Source organism: Nocardioides sp. CCNWLW216 (assembly GCF_037120545.1).
Lineage (GTDB): Bacteria > Actinomycetota > Actinomycetes > Propionibacteriales > Nocardioidaceae > Nocardioides > Nocardioides lianchengensis.
This window is the reverse complement of sequence record NZ_JBBBBJ010000014.1, coordinates 1-21,804: the sequence shown is the minus strand read 5'-3', so window position 1 is coordinate 21,804 and position 21,804 is coordinate 1. Positions and strand designations below refer to the sequence as shown.

Below are 21,804 nucleotides of genomic sequence, written 5' to 3'. Positions count from 1 at the left end.
CGGTGGTTGAGCAGGTCGCGCAGCGACCCTGTCGACACCCGGTCAGCCGGAACACGACCTCCACTTCCACCGGTCGAGAGGGGACCTGATGGACCTGCAGCTCTCAGAGGACGAGCTCGCCTTCCAGGCCGAGGCCCGGGCGTGGCTGGCCGCGCACGTGCCGGCCGAGCCGCTGCCGTCCCTGGACACGGCGGAGGGCTTCGTCGCCCACCAGGAGTGGGAGCGGCAGCTCGCCGACGACCGCTGGTCGGTCGTGTCGTGGCCGACGTCGTACTCCGGGCGGGAGGCCTCGCTCGTCGAGTGGGTGGTCTTCGAGGAGGAGTACTACCGCGCCGGTGCCCCGGGGCGGGTCTCCCAGAACGGCATCTTCCTGCTGGCGCCGATCATCTTCGACCACGGGACGCCCGAGCAACAGGACCGCTTCCTGCCGACGATGGCCACCGGCGAGCAGGTCTGGGCGCAGTGCTGGTCGGAGCCCGAGGCCGGCTCCGACCTGGCCTCGCTTCGCTCGACGGCCCGGCGCGACGACGGGCGGGGCGGCTGGGTGCTGAACGGTCAGAAGACCTGGTCCTCGCGGGCGTCGTTCGCCCACTGGGGGTTCGGGCTCTTCCGCTCGGACCCCGAGGCCCAGCGGCACGCCGGGCTGACCTACTTCCTGTTCCCGCTCGACGCCGACGGGATCACCGTGCGCCCGATCGCCCAGCTGGACGGCGAGGCCGGCTTCGCCGAGGTCTTCTTCGAGGACGTGTTCGTGCCCGACGCCGACGTCCTCGGCGCCCCCGGCGACGGCTGGCGGGTCGCGATGAGCACGGCCGGCAACGAGCGCGGCCTCTCGCTGCGCTCCCCCGGCCGGTTCTGCGCCGCGGCCGACCGCCTCGTCGAGCTGTACGGCGAGCGCCCCGACCCGGCCTTCGCGCACGGCGTCGTCGACGCCTGGATCAAGGCGCAGGCCTACCGGCTCTACACCTGGGGCACCGTCACCCGGCTCGCCGCCGGCGGCGACATGGGGGCGGCCGGCTCGGTCAACAAGGTCTTCTGGTCCGAGCTCGACATCGCGCTGCACGAGACGGCGCTCGACCTGCTCGGTCCCGAGGCCGAGGTCGGGTCCCGCTGGCTCGACGGCTACACCTTCTCGCTCTCCGGTCCGATCTACGCGGGCACCAACGAGATCCAGCGCAACATCGTGGCCGAGCGGATCCTCGGCCTGCCCCGCGAGCCCAAGGGGGCCCAGAGGTGAGATTCGTCCTCGACGAGGACCAGCGCGACTTCGCGGCCGCGCTGGAGTCCCTGCTGTCCGCGTCCGACACCGTCGCCGTCGCCCGCGCCTGGGCCGACGGCGACCACGAGCCCGGCCGCAGGCTGTGGAGCCGGCTCGCCGAGCTCGGCGTCACCTCGCTGGCGACCGAGGCCACTCCGGTCGAGGTCGCGCTCGCCTTCGAGGCGCTCGGACGGTACGCCGTCCCGGGGCCCTGGGTGGAGTCCGCGGCGTACCTCCCGACCGCGCTCCGCCGCGAGGTCGACGGGATCGCCACGCTCGCCCTGCCGCCGCACGTGCCCTACGCCCTCGACGCCGACGTCGCCGACGAGGTGTACGTCGGCAGCTCCCCCGGCGCCGAGGTCGGCGACCAGGTCACCTCGGTCGACCGCACCCGGCGCCTGTTCCGGGTGACCGGCGACGGCGAGACCGACGACGACGCCTTCGACCTCGCGGTGCTCGCGACGTCCGCGCAGCTGCTGGGCGCCGGCGAGCGGGTGCTGGCCGACGCGGTCACCTACGTGAAGCAGCGCAAGCAGTTCGGCCGCGAGATCGGCTCCTACCAGGCCATCAAGCACGCGCTGGCCGACGTCCGGATCGCCCTCGACTTCGCCCGCCCGCTGGTGCTCGGCGCCGCGCTCGGCGAGGTCCCGGCTGCCGCGGCGAAGGTGGCCGCCGGCGACGCGGCGTACCTCGCCTCGCGCACGGGCCTGCAGGTCCACGGCGCGATCGGCTACACCCAGGAGTTCGACCTCAGCCTGTCGCTGACGAAGATCCGGGCGCTGATGACCGCCTGGGGCACGCCCGCCTTCCACCGCGCCCGGCTGCTCGACGGGCTGGTCGGCTGATGGAGTTCGCGCTCTCCGAGGAGCAGCAGGAGCTGGCCGCGACCGTCCGGTCGCTGCTGACCAAGCGCGCCGACCCCCGCGTCGAGCGGTACGACGAGGAGCTGTGGCGCACCCTGTGCGAGCAGATCGGCGTCGCGGCCCTCGCCGTTCCCGAGGAGTACGACGGGTTCGGCGCGACCCTGGTCGAGTCCTGCGTTGTGCTGGAGGAGCTGGGTCGGACCCTCGCGCCCACGCCCCTGCTCTCCTCGGTGGTGACCGCCGAGGCCCTGCTCGCCGGCGCCGACCACGACGCGCGGGCCCGGTTGCTGCCCCGGATCGCGGCGGGCGAGGTCGCCGCGTTCGCCGACGGCGCCGAGGCCGAGCGGGTCCTCGACGGCGACCTGGCGACGGTGCTGGTCGTCGCCGCCGACGACGGACTCTTCGAGGTCGACCCGGCGGCCGCCGAGCGGACCTGGACGCCCACCATGGACCAGACCCTCCGGCTGGCCCGGGTGGTCACCGACCCGGCCGCCGCGACCCGGATCGGCGACGCCGGGCCGGCCCGCGAGCGGGCCGCCCTCGTCGGCGCGGTCGCGGTCGCCGCGCTGCAGGTCGGCACCGCCGCCCGGGGACTCGAGATGACCGTGGCCTACAGCCTGGAGCGGGTGCAGTTCGGCCGGCCGATCGGGTCGTTCCAGGCCCTCAAGCACCGGATGGCCGACGAGCTGGTGCTGGTCGAGATGGCCCGCTCGGCCGCGTGGGCGGCGTCGTACGCCGTCGCCGCCGGCGCGCCGAACGCCGAGCAGCTCGCCCACGTCGCCAAGGCCTACTGTGGCGACGCCCTGACCCACGTGGCCGGCGAGACCGTCCAGCTGCACGGCGGCATCGCCATCACCTGGGAGCACGACGCCCAGCTGGTGCTCAAGCGCGCCCACAGCCTCGGCACCCTCTTCGGCGCCAGCCACGAGCACCGGTGGCAGGTCGCGCTCTGAGCCGAGGATTCGTTGCCCGGTGTTCACCAGCCGTGGGAGACCCGTGACCGTGAGGTAACTCGAGCATCGATAGGTTCACGGCATGAGGAACACCGAGGTGACCGAGACCGAGCAGACCGAGAACGCGTCCGCCGCGTTCCCGGAGGGCATGCTCGCCAACCCGACCCGCGTCCGCATCTGAGACCGGCCGGGTGGCCGTCCTCGGCGACGGCATCATGGGCCGCATGAGCGAGCCCACCCCCGTCCGCGTCTACCGCGCGGAGGACCTCCTCGACGCCGACCCCACCTCCGGCATGCAGCGCCGACGGGCGTTCGAGCTGGCGAAGGTGTGGACAGGGCAGGTCACGACCGCCCCGGGCGCGGTCTCCGGCTGGCACCACCACGACGTCAACGAGTCCAGCCTGTACGTCGTCTCCGGCATCCTGCGCCTGGAGTTCGAGGGGCACGAGGGCTGGCTGGACGCCCGCCCCGGCGACTTCATCCACGTGCCGGCCCACACCGTGCACCGCGAGAGCAATCCGACCGACGCCCCCTCGCTGGCCGTCATCGTGCGCGCCGGCGGCGGGATCCCCACGGTCAACGTCGACCCGCCGCCGGGACGCTGGGACCGGTAGCCCGACGCGCCCTACGGTGGGGCGCATGTACTTCGAGAACATCGTCTTCGACGCCCTCGACCCGCACCGGCTGGGTGGGTTCTGGGAGGCGGTCGTCGGCGGCGTGCGGATCACCGACGCGCCCGAGGGGATCGAGACGACGCTCGCCGTACCGGACGGGCCCGAGCTCGACCTGTGCTTCCAGCGGGTGCCCGAGCCGGCCACCGCGTCGCCGCGCGTGCACCTCGACGTCGCGGGTGGCCCGGACCCGACGGCCGAGGTCGAGCGGCTGCTCGCCCTGGGTGCCCACCGCCTCGACGACACGACGCTCGCCGACCCCGAGGGGAGCCCGCTCCGGGTCGTGGCGGCCGGGCCGTCGTACGACCGGGCGAGCCCGCTCGCGGCGATCCGGCTCGAGTCCGCCGACCCCGACCGGGACACCGCGTTCTGGTCCTGGCTGACGGGCTGGACGCCCGGCCCGGGCGCACCGCACGCACTGCGGCACCCCTCGGGACGCGGCCCGCTCCTCGCGCTCGTCGTCGAAGCCGCGCCCAAGGGCGCGGCCAAGAATCGGCGACACCTCGACCTCCGGCTCGAGCAGGGCGACGACACCGTGGCGGCCGAGCTGATCGCGCGTGGCGGCCACGAGCTGGTCGTGGAGTGGGGCGACCTGCCCTGGCGGTCCTACACGGACCCGTCCGGCAACGAGCTCTGCCTGCTGCCCGCCCGGTCCTGACTGCTACAGACCGAGCTCCGTGAGCCGGGCGAAGTACTCGTCCTCGATCTCCTCCTCGTCGCGCTCGGTGTCCCACATGTCCTCGAGCTCCTTGCGGACGGTGGGGTCGAGCGCGGCCCAGCGCGCGTTCCACTCCTCGGCGTTCTCGGTCCAGTAGGCGACGATCTTGTACGACGACGCCGGTCGCCCGAGCTCGTGCCGGACGTGCTTGCGCACGTTGCGCAGCACCCGCGACTCGCCCACGACCCACAGGTAGCCGACCCCCTCGGGCTGCTCCAGGCCGCGGACCAGCTGCTCGATGCGGCTCGGCGCCACGCCGTTGCCGCCGGTCACCCACTGCACGTCGACCGCGGACGGGATCTCGTCGCCGAAGCGCTGGGCGGCACTGGGCGCCTCGACGATCAGCCTTGAGCGCACCCGCGGGTCGGTCTGCTGGAGGATCCGGGTCGCCGCGGGCAGCCCGGTCAGGTCGGTGACCAGCACCTGCCACTCCAGGTCGGCGGGGGCGTCGTACATGCCGTTCGGGGAGTTGACCGCGACGACCGCGCCGACGGCCGCGGTGCGAGCCCACTCGGCGGCCAGGCCGCCGTCGTGGAGCACTACGTCGACCGTCAGCTCGTGCCGCTCGGCATCCCAGGCCCGGACCGTGTAGGTGCGCAGCGGCGACGGCTCGACACCCTCGGGCCAGTCCCAGCCGCGACCGACGGCGAACGGCATCCGCGGCTCGCCGGTGGGCTCGTCGGGCAGGAAGATCCGGAGGTACTCGTCCCCGACCCCGGTGGTCTCGAAGTCCGCGAGGCCCTCACCGCCGAAGACGAAACGGCGCAGCCCCGGCACCAGGTCGGTCACCGACAGCACCTCGGCGCGGTGGATCCGGTGGGGGACGTCAGACACGGGCTCTCCTCGGCTCGACGGAAGTTAGGATGACCTTACTTCACTGCCTGACCGGGGCGGTGTCGGGCAGCGTCAGGTCACCGTCGGGTCGCCGGACACGACGTCGACGACGGTGAGCGTCACCGCGTCGGGCGCGACGGCCCCTGCTCCGAGGAGCCGGGCGAGCTCGGCGCGCACGTCGACGTGCACGCGGGGCGCGAGCTCCTCCACCGCGACGCCGTAGGCGACGACCAGCTCGAGGTCGACGCGGTCCAGCCGTCCGGCCTCCACGACGAGGTCGACCGCGCGGGGCGCGTGGGTGGGCGAGACCGTGAGCACGCGGCGCAGCGCCGCCGCGAGGACCCGGGTCGAGACCGAGGTCCGCGACCCGGCCGCGTCCCGGTCGGGCGATCCAGCGGAGGTCACCACCGTCACCGGCTCCCCGGGCGGGACCAGCGAGCGGATGCGTCGGAGCGCGGTCTCGCGGATCTCCGGCCAGGCCGGGTCCGGACGGCGCGCGATCTCGAGCGCGCGCGCCAGTGGTTCGCTCTCGGGCTCTAGCGCCATCTCGCCATCCTCTCCGAGATCGTGCGGCGGCCGCGGTGCAGGTGTCCCCGCACGCTACCGACGCTCAGCGACAACGTCGATGCGATCTCGTCGTACGACATCCCCTCGACCTCGCGCAGCAGCCACACCGCCCGCTGATGCCAGGGCAGCTCGTCGAGGCACCGCTGCAGCGCCTCGAGGAGCTCCTCGTCGAGGATCGAGCGCAGCGCGTTCTCCGACGCCTCGGGGACGAGGTGCGACAGGAGCTGGTCGTCGATCGGCACCGGACGCCGGCGCCGGGTCAGGTCCGCCGCCCGGCGGTGCACGATCCGGAAGAGCCAGGTGCGCAGCGCGGAGTCCCCGCCGAACGACGGGAGACTGCGCCACGCCGAGACCAGCGCGTCCTGGGCGACCTCGGCGGCGTCGGCGTCGCGACCCCCGACCAGTCGGAGTGCGTAGCGGTGCATCCCCGGACCGTGCCGGTCCACGATCGTCGCGAAGGCGACCTCGTCGCCGAGACGGGCGGCACGCACGAGGGCCTCGTCGCTCGGGGTCTCCTCGGGGTCTCGACCCGCGTCGCGGGTGGTCGACACGACTCCCACGTTGCCGAACCCCCCGACCGGCACGCTCCCACCTGTCGTGACATTCATCACACCGGGCGAGCGTGACATCCGTCGGCGCCGAAACGACCAACGGACATCCACGACCGAGAGGAACACGCACCATGAGCGAGAAGCAGAGCACGGTCACGACGTCCGCACCGGCGACGGCCACCACGACCGACCTGGAGCGCCGGGCGTCCAGCGCCCTGGTCTCGGAGCAGGGCCGGACCGCGATCGCCGACACCGTGGTGTCCAAGATCGCCGGGCTCGCCGCCCGCGAGATCTCCGGCGTCCACGCCCTCGGCGGCGGGACGGCCCGGGCGGTCGGCGCGATCCGGGAGCGGATCCCGGGTTCCCGGACCAACCACAGCCAGGGGGTCGCGGTCGAGGTGGGCGAGCGTCAGACCGCCGTCGACCTCGACGTCGTCGCCGAGTACGGCGTGGCGATCGCCGACCTCGCGGCGGCCATCCGTCGCAACGTCATCAGCTCGGTCGAGCGGATGACCGGCCTGGAGGTCACCGAGGTCAACATCACCGTCCACGACGTGTTCGTCGACGACGGGTCGGAGGCCGACCCGGAGGCGTCGTCCTCCCGCGTGGAGTGAGGCGACGGTGAGCGCGTCCGACGACCACCCGGCCGACCTGGTCGCGCACGCGGTCCTGGCCGTGCCCGGGGTCCTCGACCTCCACGGCGGGGCGCCGGGAGAGGTGGCGACGTACCTGCCCGGGCGTCGGGTCCGGGGGGTCCGACTCCTGGAGCCGGGGTGCGAGGTCCACGTCGTCCTCGACTGGACCGCACCGCTCGGTGACACCACCGACCGGATCCGCGCGGCCCTGCGGCCGATCGTCGACGCGCCCGTCCACGTGTTCGTGGAGGACGTCGCCGTGAGCGAGGGGCAGCACCCGTGACGGGCCAGCGCGACCCCCGGACCGAGCGTCGGGCCCTCATCCGCCTCCACCATCCCGACGCCGGAGGAGACCCCGAGGCCTTCGCCCGGCTCCTCGCAGCCGTCGATGCGCCGGTCAGTTCCGAACACCACCCGCGGTCCGGCGCCCCGACCGTCTTCACCGGCCGTCTGGGGGGCGGCCGGTGGAGGCGACTCGGGCGCCGCGCCGTCACCCGTGTGCGCGTGACGCTCCCCCGGCGGCTGCCGGGCTCGCGTCGCTACGCACAGATCTGAGAGGAACACCATGACCACCTCCACCCTCGGCCTGCTGGCCGGGCTGCTGCTCACCATCGCCATCGTCGCCGGCGGTCTCGTGGGCCTGCTGCTGGCTGTCGTGCTGGGCGGCGCGGGCTACCTCGTCGGCGCCCACCTCGACGGCCAGCTGGACCTGCGCGAGCTCCTCAGGAGCCGTCGTGGCTGAGCCGGAGACCGCCGACGAGCTCACGGAGGCCGGGCTCCGCGGCCACCTGGACCTGCGCCTGTCGGCCATCACGCGGATCGTCGAGCACGTCGTGACCTCCGCGGACGGCACCCAGGCACGGACGTCGGCCCTGGGATCCACCCTGGGCCGGGTCGCCGGACGCACCCTGCCCCGCGTCGACGTGCGGGTCTCCGGTCGGACCGTCCGGATCCGGGCGGAGATCGGGTGTCCCTGGCCCGAGCCCGCCGGACCGCTCGGCGAGCGGGTCCGGGACGCCGTCGTCGCCGAGACCGAGCGGCTCACCGGTCTCCGGGTCCGCGCGGCCGACATCGTCGTGCACGTCCTCCTCGCGGCGGAGGACGGCGCAGGGGCCCGGTCCCGGAGGGTGGCATGAGCACCCTACGATCGCCCGAGCCACGTCGGCGGCCGGCCGCCACCGGGACGGCGGTGGGCCTCGCCCTCGTCGTGACGACGCTCGGCGTCCTCCTCGTGACCGATGCGGTGCGGGCGGCGACCACGACGCAGGACTCGATCCTGCACCGTGCGATGACCGATCTCGACGGCGCCACCGCGTCCACGGCGAGCACCGCCGTCGGAGTGGCCCTCGCGGCCGTCGGCCTCCTGCTTCTCGCGATCGGGCTGGCCCCGCGCCGTCGTACCCACCTGCGCGTCGAGTCAGAGGCGGACGTGTGGATCACTCCGCGCGCCGCGGCGGCCCTGGCCGCGCGAACCGCCGAGCGGCAGCCGGGCGTGCTGCAGGCCCGGGTCGAGCGGAGTGGACGGCGCCGCCTCGTGATCGGGGCGGTCCCGCGGACGCTCGACGACTCCGCGGCCCTGCAGGGAGCGCGCGAGGCCGCCGTCGAGGAGCTGGATCGCCTGGACGGTCCGACGGTCGAGGTACGACGGAGGAAGTCGACATGAGGCACTACGGGCGCGACCGGGCGTCGGTGCTGCTCAGCGGATTGGTCGTGAGCGGCCTCGGCCTCCTGCTCCTCGACTGGCGGCTGGGGTTGGTGGTCCCGTCTGGTCGGCGACTCTCGACGACGACCGTCACCGACCTGATGGCCGAGGGCTGGTGGCCGTGGGCCCAGGGCGCCGGGGGCGTCCTGATCGCCCTCGTCGGTCTCATGTGGCTGCTCTCGCACCGCCCGCACCGTGGCCCTCGTACGACGGGCACGCGGGCCAGCGGGCCGACGGGCACGGTCACCGTCGACCTCGACTCGCTGCGCGCGGCCCTCGCCGATCGCCTGGACGCGAGCGGGACGACGACCGATGCTCGCGTCGACCTCCGCCACGAGCGCGGCCGACTGGTGGCCACGCTCGACGCTCGCGCGGACGACGACACCGACCTGGACGGCCTGGTGGGCGTCGCCGAGGACCTCGCGAGGGAGCTGCGACAGGTCCTTCCCGACGACGAGGTCGTGCTCCAGACCCGCTGGCGCGCCCCGCGCCCGCGCCGCACGGTCCGCTCGGCCCGCGCCTCCGTGCGCGTGCAGTGATCCACCCACCCCGAGACTGCCCGGCCCACCGGCCGGGTACGGCAACAACCACCACCGCAGGAGGAACCACCATGGGATTCACCGAGAAGGCCAAGAACGCCGCCGAGGACGCGCTCGGCAAGGCCAAGGAGGCCGCTGGCGACGTCACCGGCAAGGACGACCTCAAGGCGGAGGGCCAGAAGGACCAGGCCAAGGCCAACCTGAAGTCGGCCGGCGAGGACGTGAAGGACGCGTTCAAGAAGTGAGCACGACGCCGTGGCGGGGGTCCGACGGACCCGTTCCGCGCCCCGCTGCGGCGCCCGCCGATCCCGCCGATCCCGCCGTCCCGGACGTCGGACCGCAGGTCGACAGCGAGCTGCCCCTGAGCCGGTGGGACGCCTGGCAGCGGCGGCATCCCGTCGTCGCCCTCCCCCTGGCGATCATCTACAAGTTCTTCGACGACCAGGGCGTCTACCTGGCCGTCGTCATCACCTACTACGCGTTCGTGTCGGTCGTGCCACTGCTGCTGCTCGCGACCTCGGTCCTCGGCTTCCTGCTCCAGGACGACCCCGAGCTGCGGGCGCGGGTCCTCGACTCCGCCATCGCCGGGTTCCCCGTGGTGGGCGATCAGCTGGGCCGGCCCGAGGGACTCCAGGGGTCGACCACCGCGATCGTCATCGGCGGTCTCACCGCGCTCTATGGCTCGCTGGGTCTCGGGACCGCCCTGCAGAACGCCATCAACACCACCTGGGCCGTGCCGCGCAACAGCCGCCCGAACCCGTTCCTGGTCCGCCTCCGGAGCCTGGTCCTGCTCGCGACCGGCGGCCTCGCTCTCGTCGCTGTGTCGGTGCTGTCGACCCTGACCCAGTTCGTCACCGGCTTCCTCGGCAGCGGCGCCGTCTCGCGATGGCTGCTGTTGCTCGCCAGCCTGGCCCTGGTCGCCGGCATCCTGAGCGCGTTGCTCTGGATGGGCAACGCGCGGCGGGAGCCGTGGCGCGCCGTCGTACCGGGGGCCGTGGTGATCGCCCTGCTCTGGCACCTGCTGCAGCTGGGCAGCGCGGCCGTCGCCCGGCAGGCGGCCGATCAGGCGTCGTCGATGAACCAGACCTTCGGCCTCGTCCTCGGGCTGCTGGCCGTCACGTACGCCGCGGCGCTCGTCGGGGTGATCGGCATGGAGGTCAACGTCGTCGTACGCCGGAGGCTGTGGCCGCGGGCCCTGCTCACGCCGTTCACCGACGCGGTAGATCTGACCGAGGCCGACCGCCGCGCCTACACCGGCTACGCCCGAGCCCAGCGGCACAAGGGCTTCGAGAAGGTCGACGTCACCTTCGAGGACCGGACCCAGGACTGAGCCAACCTCGCGGCAGCCTTGCGGACACGTTGAGGATCCGCTGAGGTTCCGCTGCCAGGCTTCAGGACATGACGACGAAGACCTCCAAGCCCACCACCAACGACCTCAACGTCGGCATGGTCGCCAACCCGCGCCGTACCCGCCTCTGACCCACGCCCGGCCTCCGGCCGGGGACCGTTCGAGTGACGCCAGATGGTCGTCCCGCCGGCTCTCAGCCAGCCATCTGACGTCTCTCGACGATCACTCCCGCGGCCGCGGGGTGTGCGGGTGCGCCGGGTCGGCCGCGAAGATCCGCTCGTAGATGTCGTAGATCAGGGCCGCCTTCGCGTTGTTGTAGTCCATCGCGTCGGTGAAGCCGCGCTCGCCCAGCGCGCACTTCAGGTCCGCGTACGCCGCGAGGTCGTCGGCGTGAACGGTCAGCCAATCGCGGAACGCGGCGTGCCGCTGCGGCTCCTGGGCGCCGACGCCCCACACGTGCACGTTCGCGTACGGCGCGGCCAGTCGCACCAGCCGGTGCTGCTCCCACTCGGGCTCGCGTACCCGCAGCTCGAACCCGGCCGCCTCCAGGTCCGGCAGCCAGTCCTCCTCGCGTGCGGAGTCGGCCACCGTCAGGTCCACGTCGATCACCGGCTTGGCGTGCAGCCCCGGCACCGACGTCGACCCGACGTGCTCGATCGCCAGCACCCGCTCCCCCAGCGCGTCGACCACCCGGGCCCGGACCGCGTCGTACGCGGCCGGCCACGCCGGGTCGGGCGGCACCACCACGACGGGCTCCGGGACGTGCGCCTGCACCCGCGCCGCCGCGATCTGCTCGTCGGTCGGGACGTCGTACGGCCGCCAGAGCGGGTGGGTCTCCATGCTGCCGACCCTAGGTCACCGCCGACCCGTCACTCAGTGCCCTGTTCCGGCGGTGTGTCGGTCACGGATCGACGGGTCGACCGGCCAGGTGGCGATCCAGTCCCCGTCGTACGACGTCGATGGTCAGCTGTCGGTCCAGGGTCGGGACGTGCGTCCGCGTCAGGACGACGATGCCCCAACCACCTTCCCTCGTCAGCCAGCCCCGGCGGCGCCCGTCCCGCGCTCGCTGCTCGTCGGTGGTGTGCCAGTCGGCGCCGTCGTACTCGACGGCGAAGCGCAGCTCCCCGTTGCCGAGGTCGAGGAAGGCCGACTCACCCCAGGTGCCTCCGCGGCGTACCTCGAGCTGCGGCGTCAGCTCGGGCAGCTCCCCGTCCTGGCAGCGCAGACGCGTCCAGGACTCGGGCAGTGACTCGGCCCGGGCGTCCACCCGCGGTCCGAGGTCTCGGAGCTGGACCACCCCGCGCATGCCCGAGAACCGCTCCGTCTCCCGTACGACGTCGGCCGCGTCGAGGCCGCCCGCTCGGGCGAGCGCGTCCATCGCACCGAGCGCCTGGTCGCGGGGCCGCAGCCGACCCAGGTCGCAGGCGAGTCGCAACGGTGTCAGCACGCGCACCCCGTCGATCTCCGTCACGTCGCTCGGCAACAACGTCCGCTCGCCGCCGACGCAGCCCGTCTTGCGGACACGGGTGCGGCCCGGTTCCTGGAAGACGCTCACGGGCGGCGCGACGACGTGGCTCTGGGGCGGCTCGACATCGACACCGTGCAGCCAGGCCGCCGACTCGTCGCAGACGACAGCCGTGCGCGGGATCACCAGTCCCACGGCCCGCGCGCGGATCTCGGTGGTGTCGGGGACGACGGCATCGACGTACACCCCCTCGACCACGCGGCGGACGAGCCCGGCCCGCACCAGCTGCCCCAGCACCCGCGGTCGTACGCCGAGCTCCGCGGCGCGCGCGGTCGTGAACGGCACGTCCAGCGGCAGCTCGGCACGCCGATCGGGCAGGTCCGGGAGGTCGGGGAGCAGATCCATGCGGACACGCTTGCGCAGCCGCGCGGGTCGTCGTACTGCTCATCCACAGGCCCGACATCGACCCGTCAACTCGCGACCGACACACCGCGAGAACCGGTCATCCAGTGACGGGTCAGCGTCAGTCGGTGGTGCGGTACTTGCCCTGGAAGAACAGGAGCGGGTCGGCGACGTCGGAGCTGGCCAGCTCGAGGACGCGGCCGAGGACGACGTAGTGGTCGCCGGCCTCGTGGACGGCGTGGATCGTGCAGTCGACGTGGCCGAGGGTGCCGGGCAGGACCGGCGAGCCGGTCGCCGCCGACGGCGTCCAGTCCACGCCGGCGAACTTGTCGACGCCGCGGCTGGCCATCTGGTTGGAGAGCTCGGCCTGCTCGGCGCCCAGGAAGTTCACGCAGAAGCGGCCGGAGCGCTGGATCAGCGGCCAGGCGCGCGAGGTCTTGGCGGGGATGAAGAGCACCAGCGGCGGCTCCAGCGAGACGCTGGAGAACGACTGGCAGGTCATCCCCACCGGCTCCCCGCCGCTGGTCGAGGTCACGACCGTGACCCCGGACGCGAACCGGCCGAGCACGTCGCGGAACTGCCGGGCGGCGGCCTGCGCCTCGGGGTCCTCCGGGATCTCGACGTCCTCGCCGGGGCGCAGCTCGAACTCGTAGCCGGCGTCGCCGAGCCAGGAGCTGATCAGCTCCGGGCTGGGCCAGGTCTCACGCGCGTCCGAGGACATCCCGTCGGGGATGTCGGGGGTCCCGCGGTGTGCTCCCGAGCTCATGGCCATGGCCGTCTGTACCCCGTCGGGCACTACTGGCCGCCCCCGAAGTCGTGGCCCCAGTAAGAGACGGCCGTCGACTCGCGGGCCACCCAGCGGGCGTCGTCGACCGTGAGGCCCTCGGTGCCGAACTCGACGTCGAACCCACCGGGCGACTTCACGTAGAAGGAGACCATCTCGTCGTTCATGTGCCGCCCGAGCGTCGCCGAGAGCGGCGCGCCGTGCTTGCGGACCCGCTCCAGCGCGCGGCCGACGTGGTCGAGCTGGTCCACCTCGAGCATCACGTGGACGCACTTGGACGGGTTCGGCATCGGCAGGAAGGCCAGCGAGTGGTGGCGGGGGTTGACGCCCAGGAAGCGCAGCCAGACCTTCGAGCCGGGCTCCTTGCCGACGAACTCGCCGGGCATGCTCATCGAGTCGCGCAGCCGGAAGCCCAGCACGTCGGTGTAGAAGCGCAGCGCCTCCACGTCGTCGAGCACCGGCAGCACGATGTGCCCCATGCCCTGGTCACCCGTCACGAAGGTGGCGGCGTACGGCGTGACGATCGGCCGCGACTCGTAGGTGATGCCGTGGAACAGCTCGAAGACGTTGTCGAAGGGATCGGAGAAGCGGACCAGCTCCTGCACGCGGCGCTCGTCGAGCTCCTCGCGGGTGCCCTCCTCGAAGTCGACGCCCGCCTTCTGCAGGTGCTCGCGGGCCTCCTGCAGCGCCCGGTGGTCGGCGACCTCCCAGCCCACGCAGGACAGCTGGTCGACGTCAGCGGGTACGACGACCAGCCGCGCCGAGACCTCGTCGATGCGCCAGTACTGGTGCTCGGGGTGCGGGCCCCGGCCCCTGGCGAGCCCGAGCACCTTGCCGGCGAACGTCTCCCACTGGGCCAGGTCGGTGGAGTCGACGCGGACGTAGCCCATCGACTTGATGTCGATCGTCATGGCGACTCCTCCGGTGATCGAGCCTGTCGAGATTCGACGTGGCGGGCCAGGAACGCGGTCGAGATCTCGGCGAACTCCTCCGCCGCCTCGATCTGCGCCCAGTGGCCGCAGTTGGGGAACACGTGCAGCTGGGCCTTCGGGATCAGCTTGAGGGCGGCGAAGGCGCCGTCCAGGGGGTTGACCCGGTCCTCGCGGCCCCAGGTGAGCAGGGTGTGCTTGCGCAGCCGGTGGGCCTCGCGCCAGAGCATGCCGTCCTCGGCCGTCTCGGGGTTCCAGAACGACAGGCCCATCGAGCGCATCGCCTCCTGCGCACCGGGCGCCGTCGCGTCAGCGAACCGCTCCTCGACCAGCTCATCGGTCACCAGCTCCTGGTTGACGACCATCGTGGAGATGAAGGCCCGCAGCGCCTCCCGCGAGGGGTTCGCGCCGAAGTCCATCAGCCGTTGGACACCCTCGGTCGGGTCGGCGTGGAACAGGTTGAGCGAGAGCCCGCCCGGACCCATCAGGATCAGCCGGCCGACCCGGTCGGGGTAGGTGAGCGCGAGGCGCATCGCCGTACCGCCGCCGAGGCTGTTGCCGAGCAGGTGCACCCGCTCGATCCCGAGCTCGTCCATCAGGGCGACGACGTGGTCGGCGGCGTGCCGGTAGAAGTTGCCGACCACCGGCGGCTTGTCGGAGCCGCCGAAGCCCGGCTGGTCGACCAGCAGGGTCCGGAAGCGGGAGGCGAAGTGCGGCAGCGCGCGGCCGAAGTTGGACCACGCCGAGGCGCCCGGGCCGCCGCCGTGCAGCATCAGCAGCGGCAGCGCGCCCTCGGCGGACTCGCCAGCCTCGTAGTAGTTGAGCGTGATGTCGCGGGCCTTGGCGGACCGCCGCGTCGCCTCCTGGGAGAGGTCGGCCATCAGTACATCCCCGGGTCGACCTTGTGGCCGAACTCGTGGGCGCCGTAGACCTGCAGTGCCCGCTCGGGGTCGTTGGCCGCGTGCACCCGACCCGCGTGGGCGTCGCGCCAGGCCCGCTGGAGGTAGGTGCCGTTGGCCAGCGCCCGCCCGCCCGAGGCCTCGAACAGCGCGTCGATCGCGTCGATGGCCCGCTGGGAGCCCAGCACCTGGTCGCGGCGGACCCGCAGGCGCAGCTCCAGCGGGATCTTCTCGCCCTTCTCGACGTGGGCCATCTCCTCGCGGATGTTGTTGGTCAGCAGCGCCCAGGCCGCGTCGATCTCCGAGGAGGCCTTGGCGATCCGGACGGCCGAGAACGGGTCGAGCGACGCCTTCTCGCCGAGGTACGCCGCGCGGGTGCGCTTCTGCTGCATCTCGACGTGCTCGGCGTAGGCGCCCCGCGCCATCCCGATGATCGGCGTGGTGATCGTGCCGGTGAAGATCGAGTGGAACGGCAGCTTGTAGAGGTCGGAGGTGTTCTGCGCCTGGCCCGGGCCGCGGCACTGGCCGGTCTCGCCCATCGACAGGGTGAAGGCCTCGGGGATGAACACCTCGTCGACGACGATGTCGTTGGAGCCGGTGCCGGCCAGCCCGACCATGTGCCAGACGTCGACGATCGTGTACTTCTCGCGCGGGACCATGAAGGTCTTGAAGTCGACGACCTGGCCGTCGGCGTTGAACACCAGCCCACCGAGCAGCACCCACTGGCAGTGGTCGCAGCCCGATGAGAAGCTCCACTTGCCACTCAGGGTGTAGCCGCCGTCGGTGACGGTCGCCTTGCCCGTCGGGGCGTACGACGAGCTCAGCCGGGTCGTGGTGTCCTCGCCCCACACCGCCTGCTGGGCCTCGTCGGCGAAGAGCGCGACCTGCCACGGGTGCACGCCCACCACGCTGGAGACCCAGCCGGTGGAGCCGCACGCCGAGGCGATGTCGCGCACCGCGGTGTAGAAGGTGACCGGGTCCGCCTCGAAGCCGTCGAACCGCTTCGGCTGCAGCAGCCGGAAGAAGCCGGTCTCGTCGAGCTCCTTGATCGACGCCTCGGGCACCACCCGAAGACGCTCGGCCTCGTCAGCGCGCTCCCGGAAGGTGGGCAGCAGGTCGCGGACGCCGTCGAGAACAGCCTGGGACATGGACTTCTCCTGTCGTGGTCGGACAGGAGCAATACTAGAACACGTTCTTGTTTTAAGAGAAGTGCCGTGCGGAGGCGTCGACCCGGGCGTGGTGCGCGGCCCAGTCGTACCCGTCCGCGATGTTGGCGTCCTGCGGCCGCCGGCCGACGGCGCCGTCGACCGACTCGCGCAGGATGTCGGCGTGGCCCGCATGCCGACTGGTCTCCGCGAGCATGTGCACCAGGACCTGGTGGAGGGTGACCCGGCCCCGGTCACCCGGCCACCACGGCACCCGGCCCTCGGCGTCCAGGTCGAGCTCGGCGAAGGTCCGCGCCGCGTGCTCCCAGGAGGTCCGGTAGAGGCCCAGGACCCACTCCCGGGTCTCGTCGACCGTCAGGACCAGGTCGTCGTGGGGGTCCGCGGCGTCGTCGTGCCACGGCAGCGCGATGCCGCTGGGCCGGCCGAAGGTGTCGCCGAAGTAGCCCAGCTCGACGCTGGCCAGGTGCTTGACCAGGCCGAGCAGGTTGGTGCCGGTCGGCGTCAGGGGGCGGCGGGCGTCGTACTCGGAGAGGCCCTCGACCTTCCAGACGATCGCGTCGCGCGCGGACTGGAGGTACTCGACCAGGGTGGCCTTCGGATCGCTCATGCGGCCCTCCTACCCCCAATCGGCCGTGAGGAGCAGCCGGCAGGCCCGGCGCAGGCTGGCCTCCGCCTCCTCGAGGGTGATCTCGCCGGCGACCGCCCAGGTCAGGACGCCGTACGCGCACTGCTCGACGAGCCGTGCGAGGTCCTGGTCGTCGTCGGTGGGCTCGACGATCCCCGCACTGCGCAACACCAGGTCACGGAAGGACGTGTCGTTCTGGGGCCCCGACGCCGAGCGGACGATGTTGATCGAGGTGACCATGGCGCGGGCCAGCAGCGGGCGGGCCATCAGCCCCCGCGCTGCCCGCACCAGCAGCTCCGAGACCTCGGCGACCGGGTCCAGCGTCGGCCCGTCGGGGATCACCCGGCCGATCGCGGCGATCTGGCCCTCCATCACGCCGGCGAGCAGCAGGTGCTTGGACGGGTAGTAGCGGTAGAGGGTGCCGAGGGCGACCCCCGACTCCTGGGCGATCTCCTGCATCTGGACCTGCTCGAGACCCCGCTCGGCGACCAGTCGCGAGGCTGCACGGCGGATCCGCTCACGCCGCTCCACCTGGTCCCCGGTCGCCGGCTGGGCCGGTGCGCGGGTCTCTCCGAGGCGGGCCATGGCTCATCGTCACCGCGGGTCGTCCGGGTCGCCGCCGCGTCGTACCGGTCACCGGGACCGGCGCCCGAAGCGGCTCCGGGGCCGGTGTTGGCTGCGCCCCATGGACCTCACGCGATACGGCCCGTGGGCAGTGGTGGCGGGCGGGTCGGAGGGCGTCGGGGCGTCGTTCGCCCGGCAGCTGGCCGAGGCCGGGATCCACCTGGTCCTGCTGGCCCGACGGCCGGAGCCGCTCGAGCTGACCGCGGCCGAGTGCCGCTCGCTCGGGGTGGAGGTCCGCACGCTGGCGCTCGACCTCAGCGCGACCGACGCCGTACGACGGGTCGCGGAGGCGACCGCCGACCTGGAGGTCGGCCTGCTGGTCCTCAACGCGGGCGCCAACACGCACAGCGAGGAGTTCGTCGACGGCGACCTCGCCGCGTTCCAGCAGGTGATCGACCTCAATGTCACCACGCCGCTCGGCCTGATCCACCACTACGCCGAGCCCATGCGGACGCGCGGGCGGGGCGGGATCCTGCTGGTCGGGTCGATGGCCGGCTACCTCGGGTCGACGCGGCACACCGTCTACGGCGGGGTGAAGGCGTTCAGCCGGATCTTCGCCGAGAGCCTGTGGCTGGAGCTGCGCGAGCACGGCGTGGACGTGCTCGAGCTGGTCCTCGGCGTCACCCGCACGCCCGCGATGGAGCGGGTGGGTCTCAACTTCGACGTCCCCGGCATGCTCGTCGCCGAGCCCGACGACGTGGCCCGGGAGGGACTCGAGCGTCTCCCCCACGGCCCGGTCCACGTCGCCGGCGGCAACGACACGGGCGTGGCCCACCGCAACGACCCCGACCGCGCCAAGGTCGTCCTCGGCGCCCACCGGATGATGCGGAAGCTGATGAACCTCGACCACTGAGACCACGGCGACGGAACCACGACCCTGATCGGCGACCGGACCCCGCGCGCCCCGCTCCTCTGGCTGCTGCTCGCGATCTGCGTCGCCGCCGGCCTCGGGACGGCGACCCAGCGCACGTCCGTCGCTCGCGGCCCGGATCACCGACGCGTTCAGCGGATCGGCCCTCGTCGTCGGCATCGTCGTCTGGACGTCGTGGACCCTCGCGGTCGGACGGGAGACGTTCGCCGAGGACGCCGGCACCCGGCTCTCCGCCGGCTTCTTCGTCACCGTCGCCGCGCTCGTCGTCCTCACGGTCGCCGGGAGCGTCGGGCTGCGCCGCGACGCGTCGTACGTGGGCAGCAGCTAGGCGCCGAGCGCCTCGCGCACCCGGCAGGCCGCGGCCCGGGCGAGCGGGCCGAGCCGGTCGGCGCGGCCGGCGGGGACGACGAGCTCCAGGGCCGCACCCGAGGCGACGGGCGAGGCGATGGCGACCAGGCCGCCGCCGAGCTCCCCGCGGACCAGCTGGGTACGACGGGCGCGGTGCAGGTCGGCGTACAGGCGCGCGAGGTCGACGCCGCCGACGCGGTCGTCGACCTCCTCGGGCGTGAGGGTCGCGAGCGCGGCCCGGCCCAGCGCCGAGCGCTCGGCGCGCCGGCGGCTGCCGACCCGCCCGGCGCCGTCGCCACGGCCGTCGAGCAGCACCACGTCGGCGCCGTCGAGGAGGCCGAGGTGCACGACTCCCCCGCAGGTCGCGAGGCGGGCGAGCTCGGGGGCGGCCACCTCCTGCAGGTCGACGCGGGTCTGGCCGGGGCGGCCCCAGGTCCGGCCCCGCCGGCCGAGGACGTAGCCGCGGTCGGTGTGGGCGAGCCAGTCGAGACCGACCAGCTGGTCGAGGATCCGGTGCGCGGTCGAGCGCGGCAGTCCGGTGTGCACCGCGACCTGCCCCAGGGTGAGCCGGCGCTCCGGCTCCTCGAACGCGTCGAGGATCAGCGTCGCGCGCCCCAGCATCGTCGGCAGCATTTCGTCCGGTACCGCAGTCGCAGTCATCCGACCCTCCCTCACCCGTCCGTCCCAAAACTGGAACGAATTCTAGTTTTGCCGCACAGTAGCGCTCCCGATGACCGGGACGCCAGGAAATCGCCAGACACGCGGGGCATAGAAGGAACAGGTGCGCATCGGCCTGTCCACCCCCGTGGTGGTCCAGCTCCCCGGGCACCGCTCGGACTGGGAGGAGCGGGCGACGGTCGAGGACCTCGCGCGCGTCGCCGCGGCCGCCGACGCGCTCGGCCTCGACCACCTCACCTGCTCCGAGCACGTCGCCGTGCCCGTCGAGACGGCGGCGACCCGCGGCGCGACGTACTGGGACCCGCTCGCGACGCTGTCCTTCCTCGCCGCCCGCACCACCCGGATCCGGCTGGCCACGTCGGTCCTGGTGCTCGGCTACCACCACCCGCTCGCGCTCGCGAAGCGCTACGGCACCCTCGACCGGCTCAGCGGTGGCCGGGTCGTCCTCGGCGTCGGGGTCGGGTCCCTGGAGCAGGAGTTCGCGCTGCTCGACGCGGTCTGGGACGACCGCGGCCGGCGCGCCGACGACACCCTCCGCTCCCTGCGTGCGGCGTGGGGCCGACCCGAGGTCGACGGCCTGGTGATCGAGCCGCACGCGACGTCCACGCACGTCCCCGTCTGGGTCGGGGGCCGTACGGCGCGCTCGCTGCGCCGGGCCGTCGAGCTGGGTGACGGATGGATGCCCTTCGGCCTCTCCCCCGACGAGCTCGGCGCGCTGCTGGCTCGCGTGGAGCTGCCCCCGGGCTTCGAGGTCGTGCTCGGGCCCGGACGCCCGCTCGACCCGCTCGGCAACCCCGACCGCGCCCGGCGTCGGCTCATCGCGCTGCGCGACGTCGGCGCGACGGTCGCGTCCTGCGCGGTCCGCGCCGACTCGGTCGACCACTGCTGCGACCAGCTGGGCGCGCTCCGCGACCTGGCCGACGAGATCGGAGACTGAGGCATGGAAGAACGACTGGCGGCCCTCGAGGCACGCCTCCAGCGGGTCGAGGACGAGCTGGCGATCACCCGGCTGGTGGCGTCGTACGGCCCGCTGGTCGACGCCGGCGCGGCCGACCACGTCGCCGCGATCTGGGCCGAGGACGGGGAGTACGACGTCGAGGGCTGGCACATGCGCAGCCGCGCCGACGTGCACGCGATGGTCCTCTCCGATGGCCACCAGCACCTGATCACCGCCGGCTGCGCACACTTCCTCGGCCCCGCCCACGTGACCCTGGACGGCGACGACGCGGTCGCCGTCTGCGAGTCGCTGCTGGTCCGGCACCGCGAGGGCGCGTTCAGCGTCCGCCGGGCCGGCGCCAACCACTTCCGGCTCCGACGACTCGCCGAGGGCTGGCGGGTGGTGCACCGCACCACCCGGGCCCTGGACGGCTCCGCCGAGGCCCGCGAGCTCCTGGCCGGTGCCCGATGAGCGGCCAGCTCGAGGGCCGGGTCGCCCTGGTGACCGGCGGCGGCGCCGGGATCGGCGAGGGCATCGTGCGCCGCTTCGCTGCGGAGGGAGCCCGCGTCGTCGTGGCGGAGTACGACGAGGAGGCGGGTCGCGCGGCGGCCGAGTCGGTCGACGGCCTGTTCGTCCGTTGTGACGTTTCAGAGCGCGTCCAGGTCGAGGCGGCCGTCGCAGCGGCGGTGGCGTCGTACGGCGCGATCGACGTGGTGGTCAACAACGCCTGGGGCGGGGGCGCGATCGGCCGACTCGAGAAGAAGACCGACGAGCAGCTGCGGCACGGGATGGCGGTCGGCTACTACGGCCCGTTCTGGGCGATGACCGCCGCTCTGCCGCACATGAAGGAGCGCGGCTGGGGCCGCGTGGTCAACCTGTGCAGCCTCAACGGGGTCAACGCCCACATGGGCTCGCTCGAGTACAACGCCGCCAAGGAGGCGCTGCGCACCCTGACCCGGACGGCCGCCCGGGAGTGGGCGGCCACCGGCATCACGGTCAACGCCATCTGCCCGGCCGCGAAGAGCCAGGCCTTCTTCCGGGCGATCAGCGAGTACCCCGACCTCGAGGCGCTCGCCGACGCGGCCAACCCGATGGGCCGGATGGGCGACGCGTACGACGACATCGCCCCCGTCGCGGTCTTCCTGGCCAGCGAGGGCAGCCGCTACCTGACCGGCAACACCCTCTTCGTCGACGGGGGCAGCCACATCAACGGCGCCGCCTGGGCGCCCGACCTGGACTGAGCGAGGCGCGAGCTCAGTCGAGGTCATCGGTGGTCGAGTAGCGGGGCGCGACTGAGGAACGAAGTCGCGGACGGCGTATCGAGACCTGGACCGAGCGGGCCACGAGCTCAGTCCCGGTGATCGGTGGTCGAGTAGCGGGGCGCGACTGAGGAACGAAGTCGCGGACGGCGTATCGAGACCTGGACCGAGCGGGCCA

At 73.2% G+C, this 21,804-nt stretch carries 29 protein-coding genes; 17 read left to right on the top strand and 12 right to left on the bottom strand.

Annotated elements, in window-relative coordinates; genetic code table 11:
* Positions 1–88 precede the first annotated feature (88 nt).
* The 5 genes from V7S47_RS23530 to V7S47_RS23510 all read left to right on the top strand — a co-directional run bounded on the left by V7S47_RS23530 (position 89) and on the right by V7S47_RS23510 (position 4,403).
* Positions 89–1,237 carry an acyl-CoA dehydrogenase family protein gene (locus V7S47_RS23530; RefSeq protein WP_336563856.1) on the top strand — a complete coding sequence of 383 codons (1,149 nt, stop codon included), beginning with the start codon at positions 89–91 and terminating at the stop codon, positions 1,235–1,237.
* Complete coding sequence (locus V7S47_RS23525; protein WP_336563855.1) at positions 1,234–2,103, top strand: acyl-CoA dehydrogenase family protein; 870 nt, start codon at positions 1,234–1,236, stop codon at positions 2,101–2,103. Before V7S47_RS23530 ends, V7S47_RS23525 begins: the two co-directional genes overlap by 4 nt.
* Positions 2,103–3,074 carry an acyl-CoA dehydrogenase family protein gene (locus V7S47_RS23520; protein WP_336563854.1) on the top strand — a complete coding sequence of 324 codons (972 nt, stop codon included), beginning with the start codon at positions 2,103–2,105 and terminating at the stop codon, positions 3,072–3,074. Before V7S47_RS23525 ends, V7S47_RS23520 begins: the two co-directional genes overlap by 1 nt.
* Before the next feature lie 224 nt (positions 3,075–3,298).
* Entirely contained in the window at positions 3,299–3,688 is a 390-nt protein-coding gene (locus V7S47_RS23515) for a cupin domain-containing protein (protein WP_336563853.1), read from the top strand.
* A gap of 25 nt (positions 3,689–3,713) precedes the next feature.
* Entirely contained in the window at positions 3,714–4,403 is a 690-nt protein-coding gene (locus V7S47_RS23510) for a VOC family protein (protein ID WP_336563852.1), read from the top strand.
* Between the two features lie 3 nt (positions 4,404–4,406).
* Here the strand turns inward: V7S47_RS23510 and V7S47_RS23505 are convergent, their stop codons facing one another.
* The 3 genes from V7S47_RS23505 to V7S47_RS23495 form a co-directional block, all read right to left on the bottom strand.
* The gene (locus V7S47_RS23505; RefSeq protein ID WP_336563851.1) at positions 4,407–5,297 is read right to left on the bottom strand and encodes a siderophore-interacting protein; all 891 of its coding nucleotides are present in this window, start codon (positions 5,295–5,297) and stop codon (positions 4,407–4,409) included.
* 72 nt (positions 5,298–5,369) lie between these two features.
* Positions 5,370–5,843 (bottom strand): hypothetical protein, encoded by a 474-nt coding sequence (locus tag V7S47_RS23500; protein ID WP_336563850.1) that lies wholly within the window; start codon positions 5,841–5,843, stop codon positions 5,370–5,372.
* Positions 5,834–6,415 (bottom strand): RNA polymerase sigma factor, encoded by a 582-nt coding sequence (locus tag V7S47_RS23495; protein WP_336563849.1) that lies wholly within the window; start codon positions 6,413–6,415, stop codon positions 5,834–5,836. The genes V7S47_RS23500 and V7S47_RS23495 overlap by 10 nt, the downstream gene beginning before the upstream one ends.
* Before the next feature lie 131 nt (positions 6,416–6,546).
* Here V7S47_RS23495 and V7S47_RS23490 point away from each other — a divergent pair, with 131 nt between their 5' ends.
* From V7S47_RS23490 to V7S47_RS23455, 8 genes are all read left to right on the top strand, one after another.
* Complete coding sequence (locus V7S47_RS23490) at positions 6,547–7,029, top strand: Asp23/Gls24 family envelope stress response protein (RefSeq protein WP_336563848.1); 483 nt, start codon at positions 6,547–6,549, stop codon at positions 7,027–7,029.
* Between the two features lie 7 nt (positions 7,030–7,036).
* Positions 7,037–7,333: a hypothetical protein gene (locus tag V7S47_RS23485; RefSeq protein WP_336563847.1), complete on the top strand. Its 297-nt coding sequence runs from the start codon at positions 7,037–7,039 to the stop codon at positions 7,331–7,333.
* Positions 7,334–7,615: 282 nt separating this feature from the next.
* Positions 7,616–7,792 carry a DUF2273 domain-containing protein gene (locus tag V7S47_RS23480; protein ID WP_090855837.1) on the top strand — a complete coding sequence of 59 codons (177 nt, stop codon included), beginning with the start codon at positions 7,616–7,618 and terminating at the stop codon, positions 7,790–7,792.
* Positions 7,785–8,186 carry a hypothetical protein gene (locus V7S47_RS23475; RefSeq protein ID WP_336563846.1) on the top strand — a complete coding sequence of 134 codons (402 nt, stop codon included), beginning with the start codon at positions 7,785–7,787 and terminating at the stop codon, positions 8,184–8,186. The genes V7S47_RS23480 and V7S47_RS23475 overlap by 8 nt, the downstream gene beginning before the upstream one ends.
* Positions 8,183–8,713, top strand: coding sequence for a hypothetical protein (locus V7S47_RS23470; RefSeq protein ID WP_336563845.1), 531 nt, complete (start codon positions 8,183–8,185; stop codon positions 8,711–8,713). Before V7S47_RS23475 ends, V7S47_RS23470 begins: the two co-directional genes overlap by 4 nt.
* Positions 8,710–9,291: a hypothetical protein gene (locus tag V7S47_RS23465; protein WP_336563844.1), complete on the top strand. Its 582-nt coding sequence runs from the start codon at positions 8,710–8,712 to the stop codon at positions 9,289–9,291. Before V7S47_RS23470 ends, V7S47_RS23465 begins: the two co-directional genes overlap by 4 nt.
* 71 nt (positions 9,292–9,362) lie before the next feature.
* On the top strand, positions 9,363–9,536 hold the full coding sequence (locus V7S47_RS23460) for a CsbD family protein (RefSeq protein WP_336563843.1): 174 nt from the start codon (positions 9,363–9,365) through the stop codon (positions 9,534–9,536).
* Positions 9,533–10,621, top strand: a complete 1,089-nt coding sequence (locus tag V7S47_RS23455; RefSeq protein WP_336563842.1) for a YihY/virulence factor BrkB family protein — start codon at positions 9,533–9,535, stop codon at positions 10,619–10,621. The genes V7S47_RS23460 and V7S47_RS23455 overlap by 4 nt, the downstream gene beginning before the upstream one ends.
* Positions 10,622–10,861: 240 nt before the next feature.
* Here V7S47_RS23455 and V7S47_RS23450 read toward each other — a convergent pair whose 3' ends face one another.
* The 8 genes from V7S47_RS23450 to V7S47_RS23415 form a co-directional block, all read right to left on the bottom strand.
* Complete coding sequence (locus V7S47_RS23450) at positions 10,862–11,479, bottom strand: GrpB family protein (protein WP_336563841.1); 618 nt, start codon at positions 11,477–11,479, stop codon at positions 10,862–10,864.
* Positions 11,480–11,540: 61 nt separating this feature from the next.
* A complete protein-coding gene (locus V7S47_RS23445) occupies positions 11,541–12,509 on the bottom strand; it encodes a hypothetical protein (RefSeq protein WP_336563840.1) in 969 nt (322 codons plus the stop codon).
* A gap of 118 nt (positions 12,510–12,627) precedes the next feature.
* Positions 12,628–13,272, bottom strand: coding sequence for a flavin reductase family protein (locus V7S47_RS23440; RefSeq protein WP_336563839.1), 645 nt, complete (start codon positions 13,270–13,272; stop codon positions 12,628–12,630).
* 29 nt (positions 13,273–13,301) lie between these two features.
* Positions 13,302–14,201 (bottom strand): iron-dependent extradiol dioxygenase HsaC, encoded by a 900-nt coding sequence (gene hsaC, locus V7S47_RS23435; RefSeq protein WP_336563837.1) that lies wholly within the window; start codon positions 14,199–14,201, stop codon positions 13,302–13,304.
* A complete protein-coding gene (gene hsaD, locus V7S47_RS23430; RefSeq protein WP_336563836.1) occupies positions 14,198–15,100 on the bottom strand; it encodes a 4,5:9,10-diseco-3-hydroxy-5,9,17-trioxoandrosta-1(10),2-diene-4-oate hydrolase in 903 nt (300 codons plus the stop codon). Before hsaD ends, hsaC begins: the two co-directional genes overlap by 4 nt.
* On the bottom strand, positions 15,100–16,266 hold the full coding sequence (gene hsaA, locus V7S47_RS23425) for a 3-hydroxy-9,10-secoandrosta-1,3,5(10)-triene-9,17-dione monooxygenase oxygenase subunit (RefSeq protein ID WP_336563835.1): 1,167 nt from the start codon (positions 16,264–16,266) through the stop codon (positions 15,100–15,102). Before hsaA ends, hsaD begins: the two co-directional genes overlap by 1 nt.
* Before the next feature lie 52 nt (positions 16,267–16,318).
* A complete protein-coding gene (locus V7S47_RS23420; RefSeq protein WP_336563834.1) occupies positions 16,319–16,891 on the bottom strand; it encodes a DinB family protein in 573 nt (190 codons plus the stop codon).
* A gap of 9 nt (positions 16,892–16,900) precedes the next feature.
* Positions 16,901–17,494 carry a TetR family transcriptional regulator gene (locus V7S47_RS23415; protein WP_336563833.1) on the bottom strand — a complete coding sequence of 198 codons (594 nt, stop codon included), beginning with the start codon at positions 17,492–17,494 and terminating at the stop codon, positions 16,901–16,903.
* 100 nt (positions 17,495–17,594) lie between these two features.
* Between V7S47_RS23415 and V7S47_RS23410 the strand changes: the two genes are divergently transcribed.
* A complete protein-coding gene (locus tag V7S47_RS23410) occupies positions 17,595–18,386 on the top strand; it encodes an SDR family NAD(P)-dependent oxidoreductase (protein ID WP_336563832.1) in 792 nt (263 codons plus the stop codon).
* A 342-nt stretch (positions 18,387–18,728) separates the two neighbouring features.
* Here the strand turns inward: V7S47_RS23410 and V7S47_RS23405 are convergent, their stop codons facing one another.
* Entirely contained in the window at positions 18,729–19,412 is a 684-nt protein-coding gene (locus V7S47_RS23405; RefSeq protein ID WP_090855792.1) for an IclR family transcriptional regulator, read from the bottom strand.
* A 121-nt stretch (positions 19,413–19,533) separates the two neighbouring features.
* On the opposite strand from V7S47_RS23405, the gene V7S47_RS23400 reads away from it, so the two are divergent.
* Genes V7S47_RS23400 through V7S47_RS23390 form a run of 3 tightly spaced genes read left to right on the top strand, consistent with a single transcriptional unit; the run spans position 19,534 to position 21,608 of the window.
* Entirely contained in the window at positions 19,534–20,367 is an 834-nt protein-coding gene (locus tag V7S47_RS23400; protein ID WP_336563831.1) for a TIGR03619 family F420-dependent LLM class oxidoreductase, read from the top strand.
* 3 nt (positions 20,368–20,370) lie between these two features.
* A complete protein-coding gene (locus tag V7S47_RS23395; RefSeq protein ID WP_336563829.1) occupies positions 20,371–20,838 on the top strand; it encodes a nuclear transport factor 2 family protein in 468 nt (155 codons plus the stop codon).
* Positions 20,835–21,608 (top strand): SDR family NAD(P)-dependent oxidoreductase, encoded by a 774-nt coding sequence (locus V7S47_RS23390; RefSeq protein WP_336563828.1) that lies wholly within the window; start codon positions 20,835–20,837, stop codon positions 21,606–21,608. The genes V7S47_RS23395 and V7S47_RS23390 overlap by 4 nt, the downstream gene beginning before the upstream one ends.
* Positions 21,609–21,804: the final 196 nt, after the last annotated feature.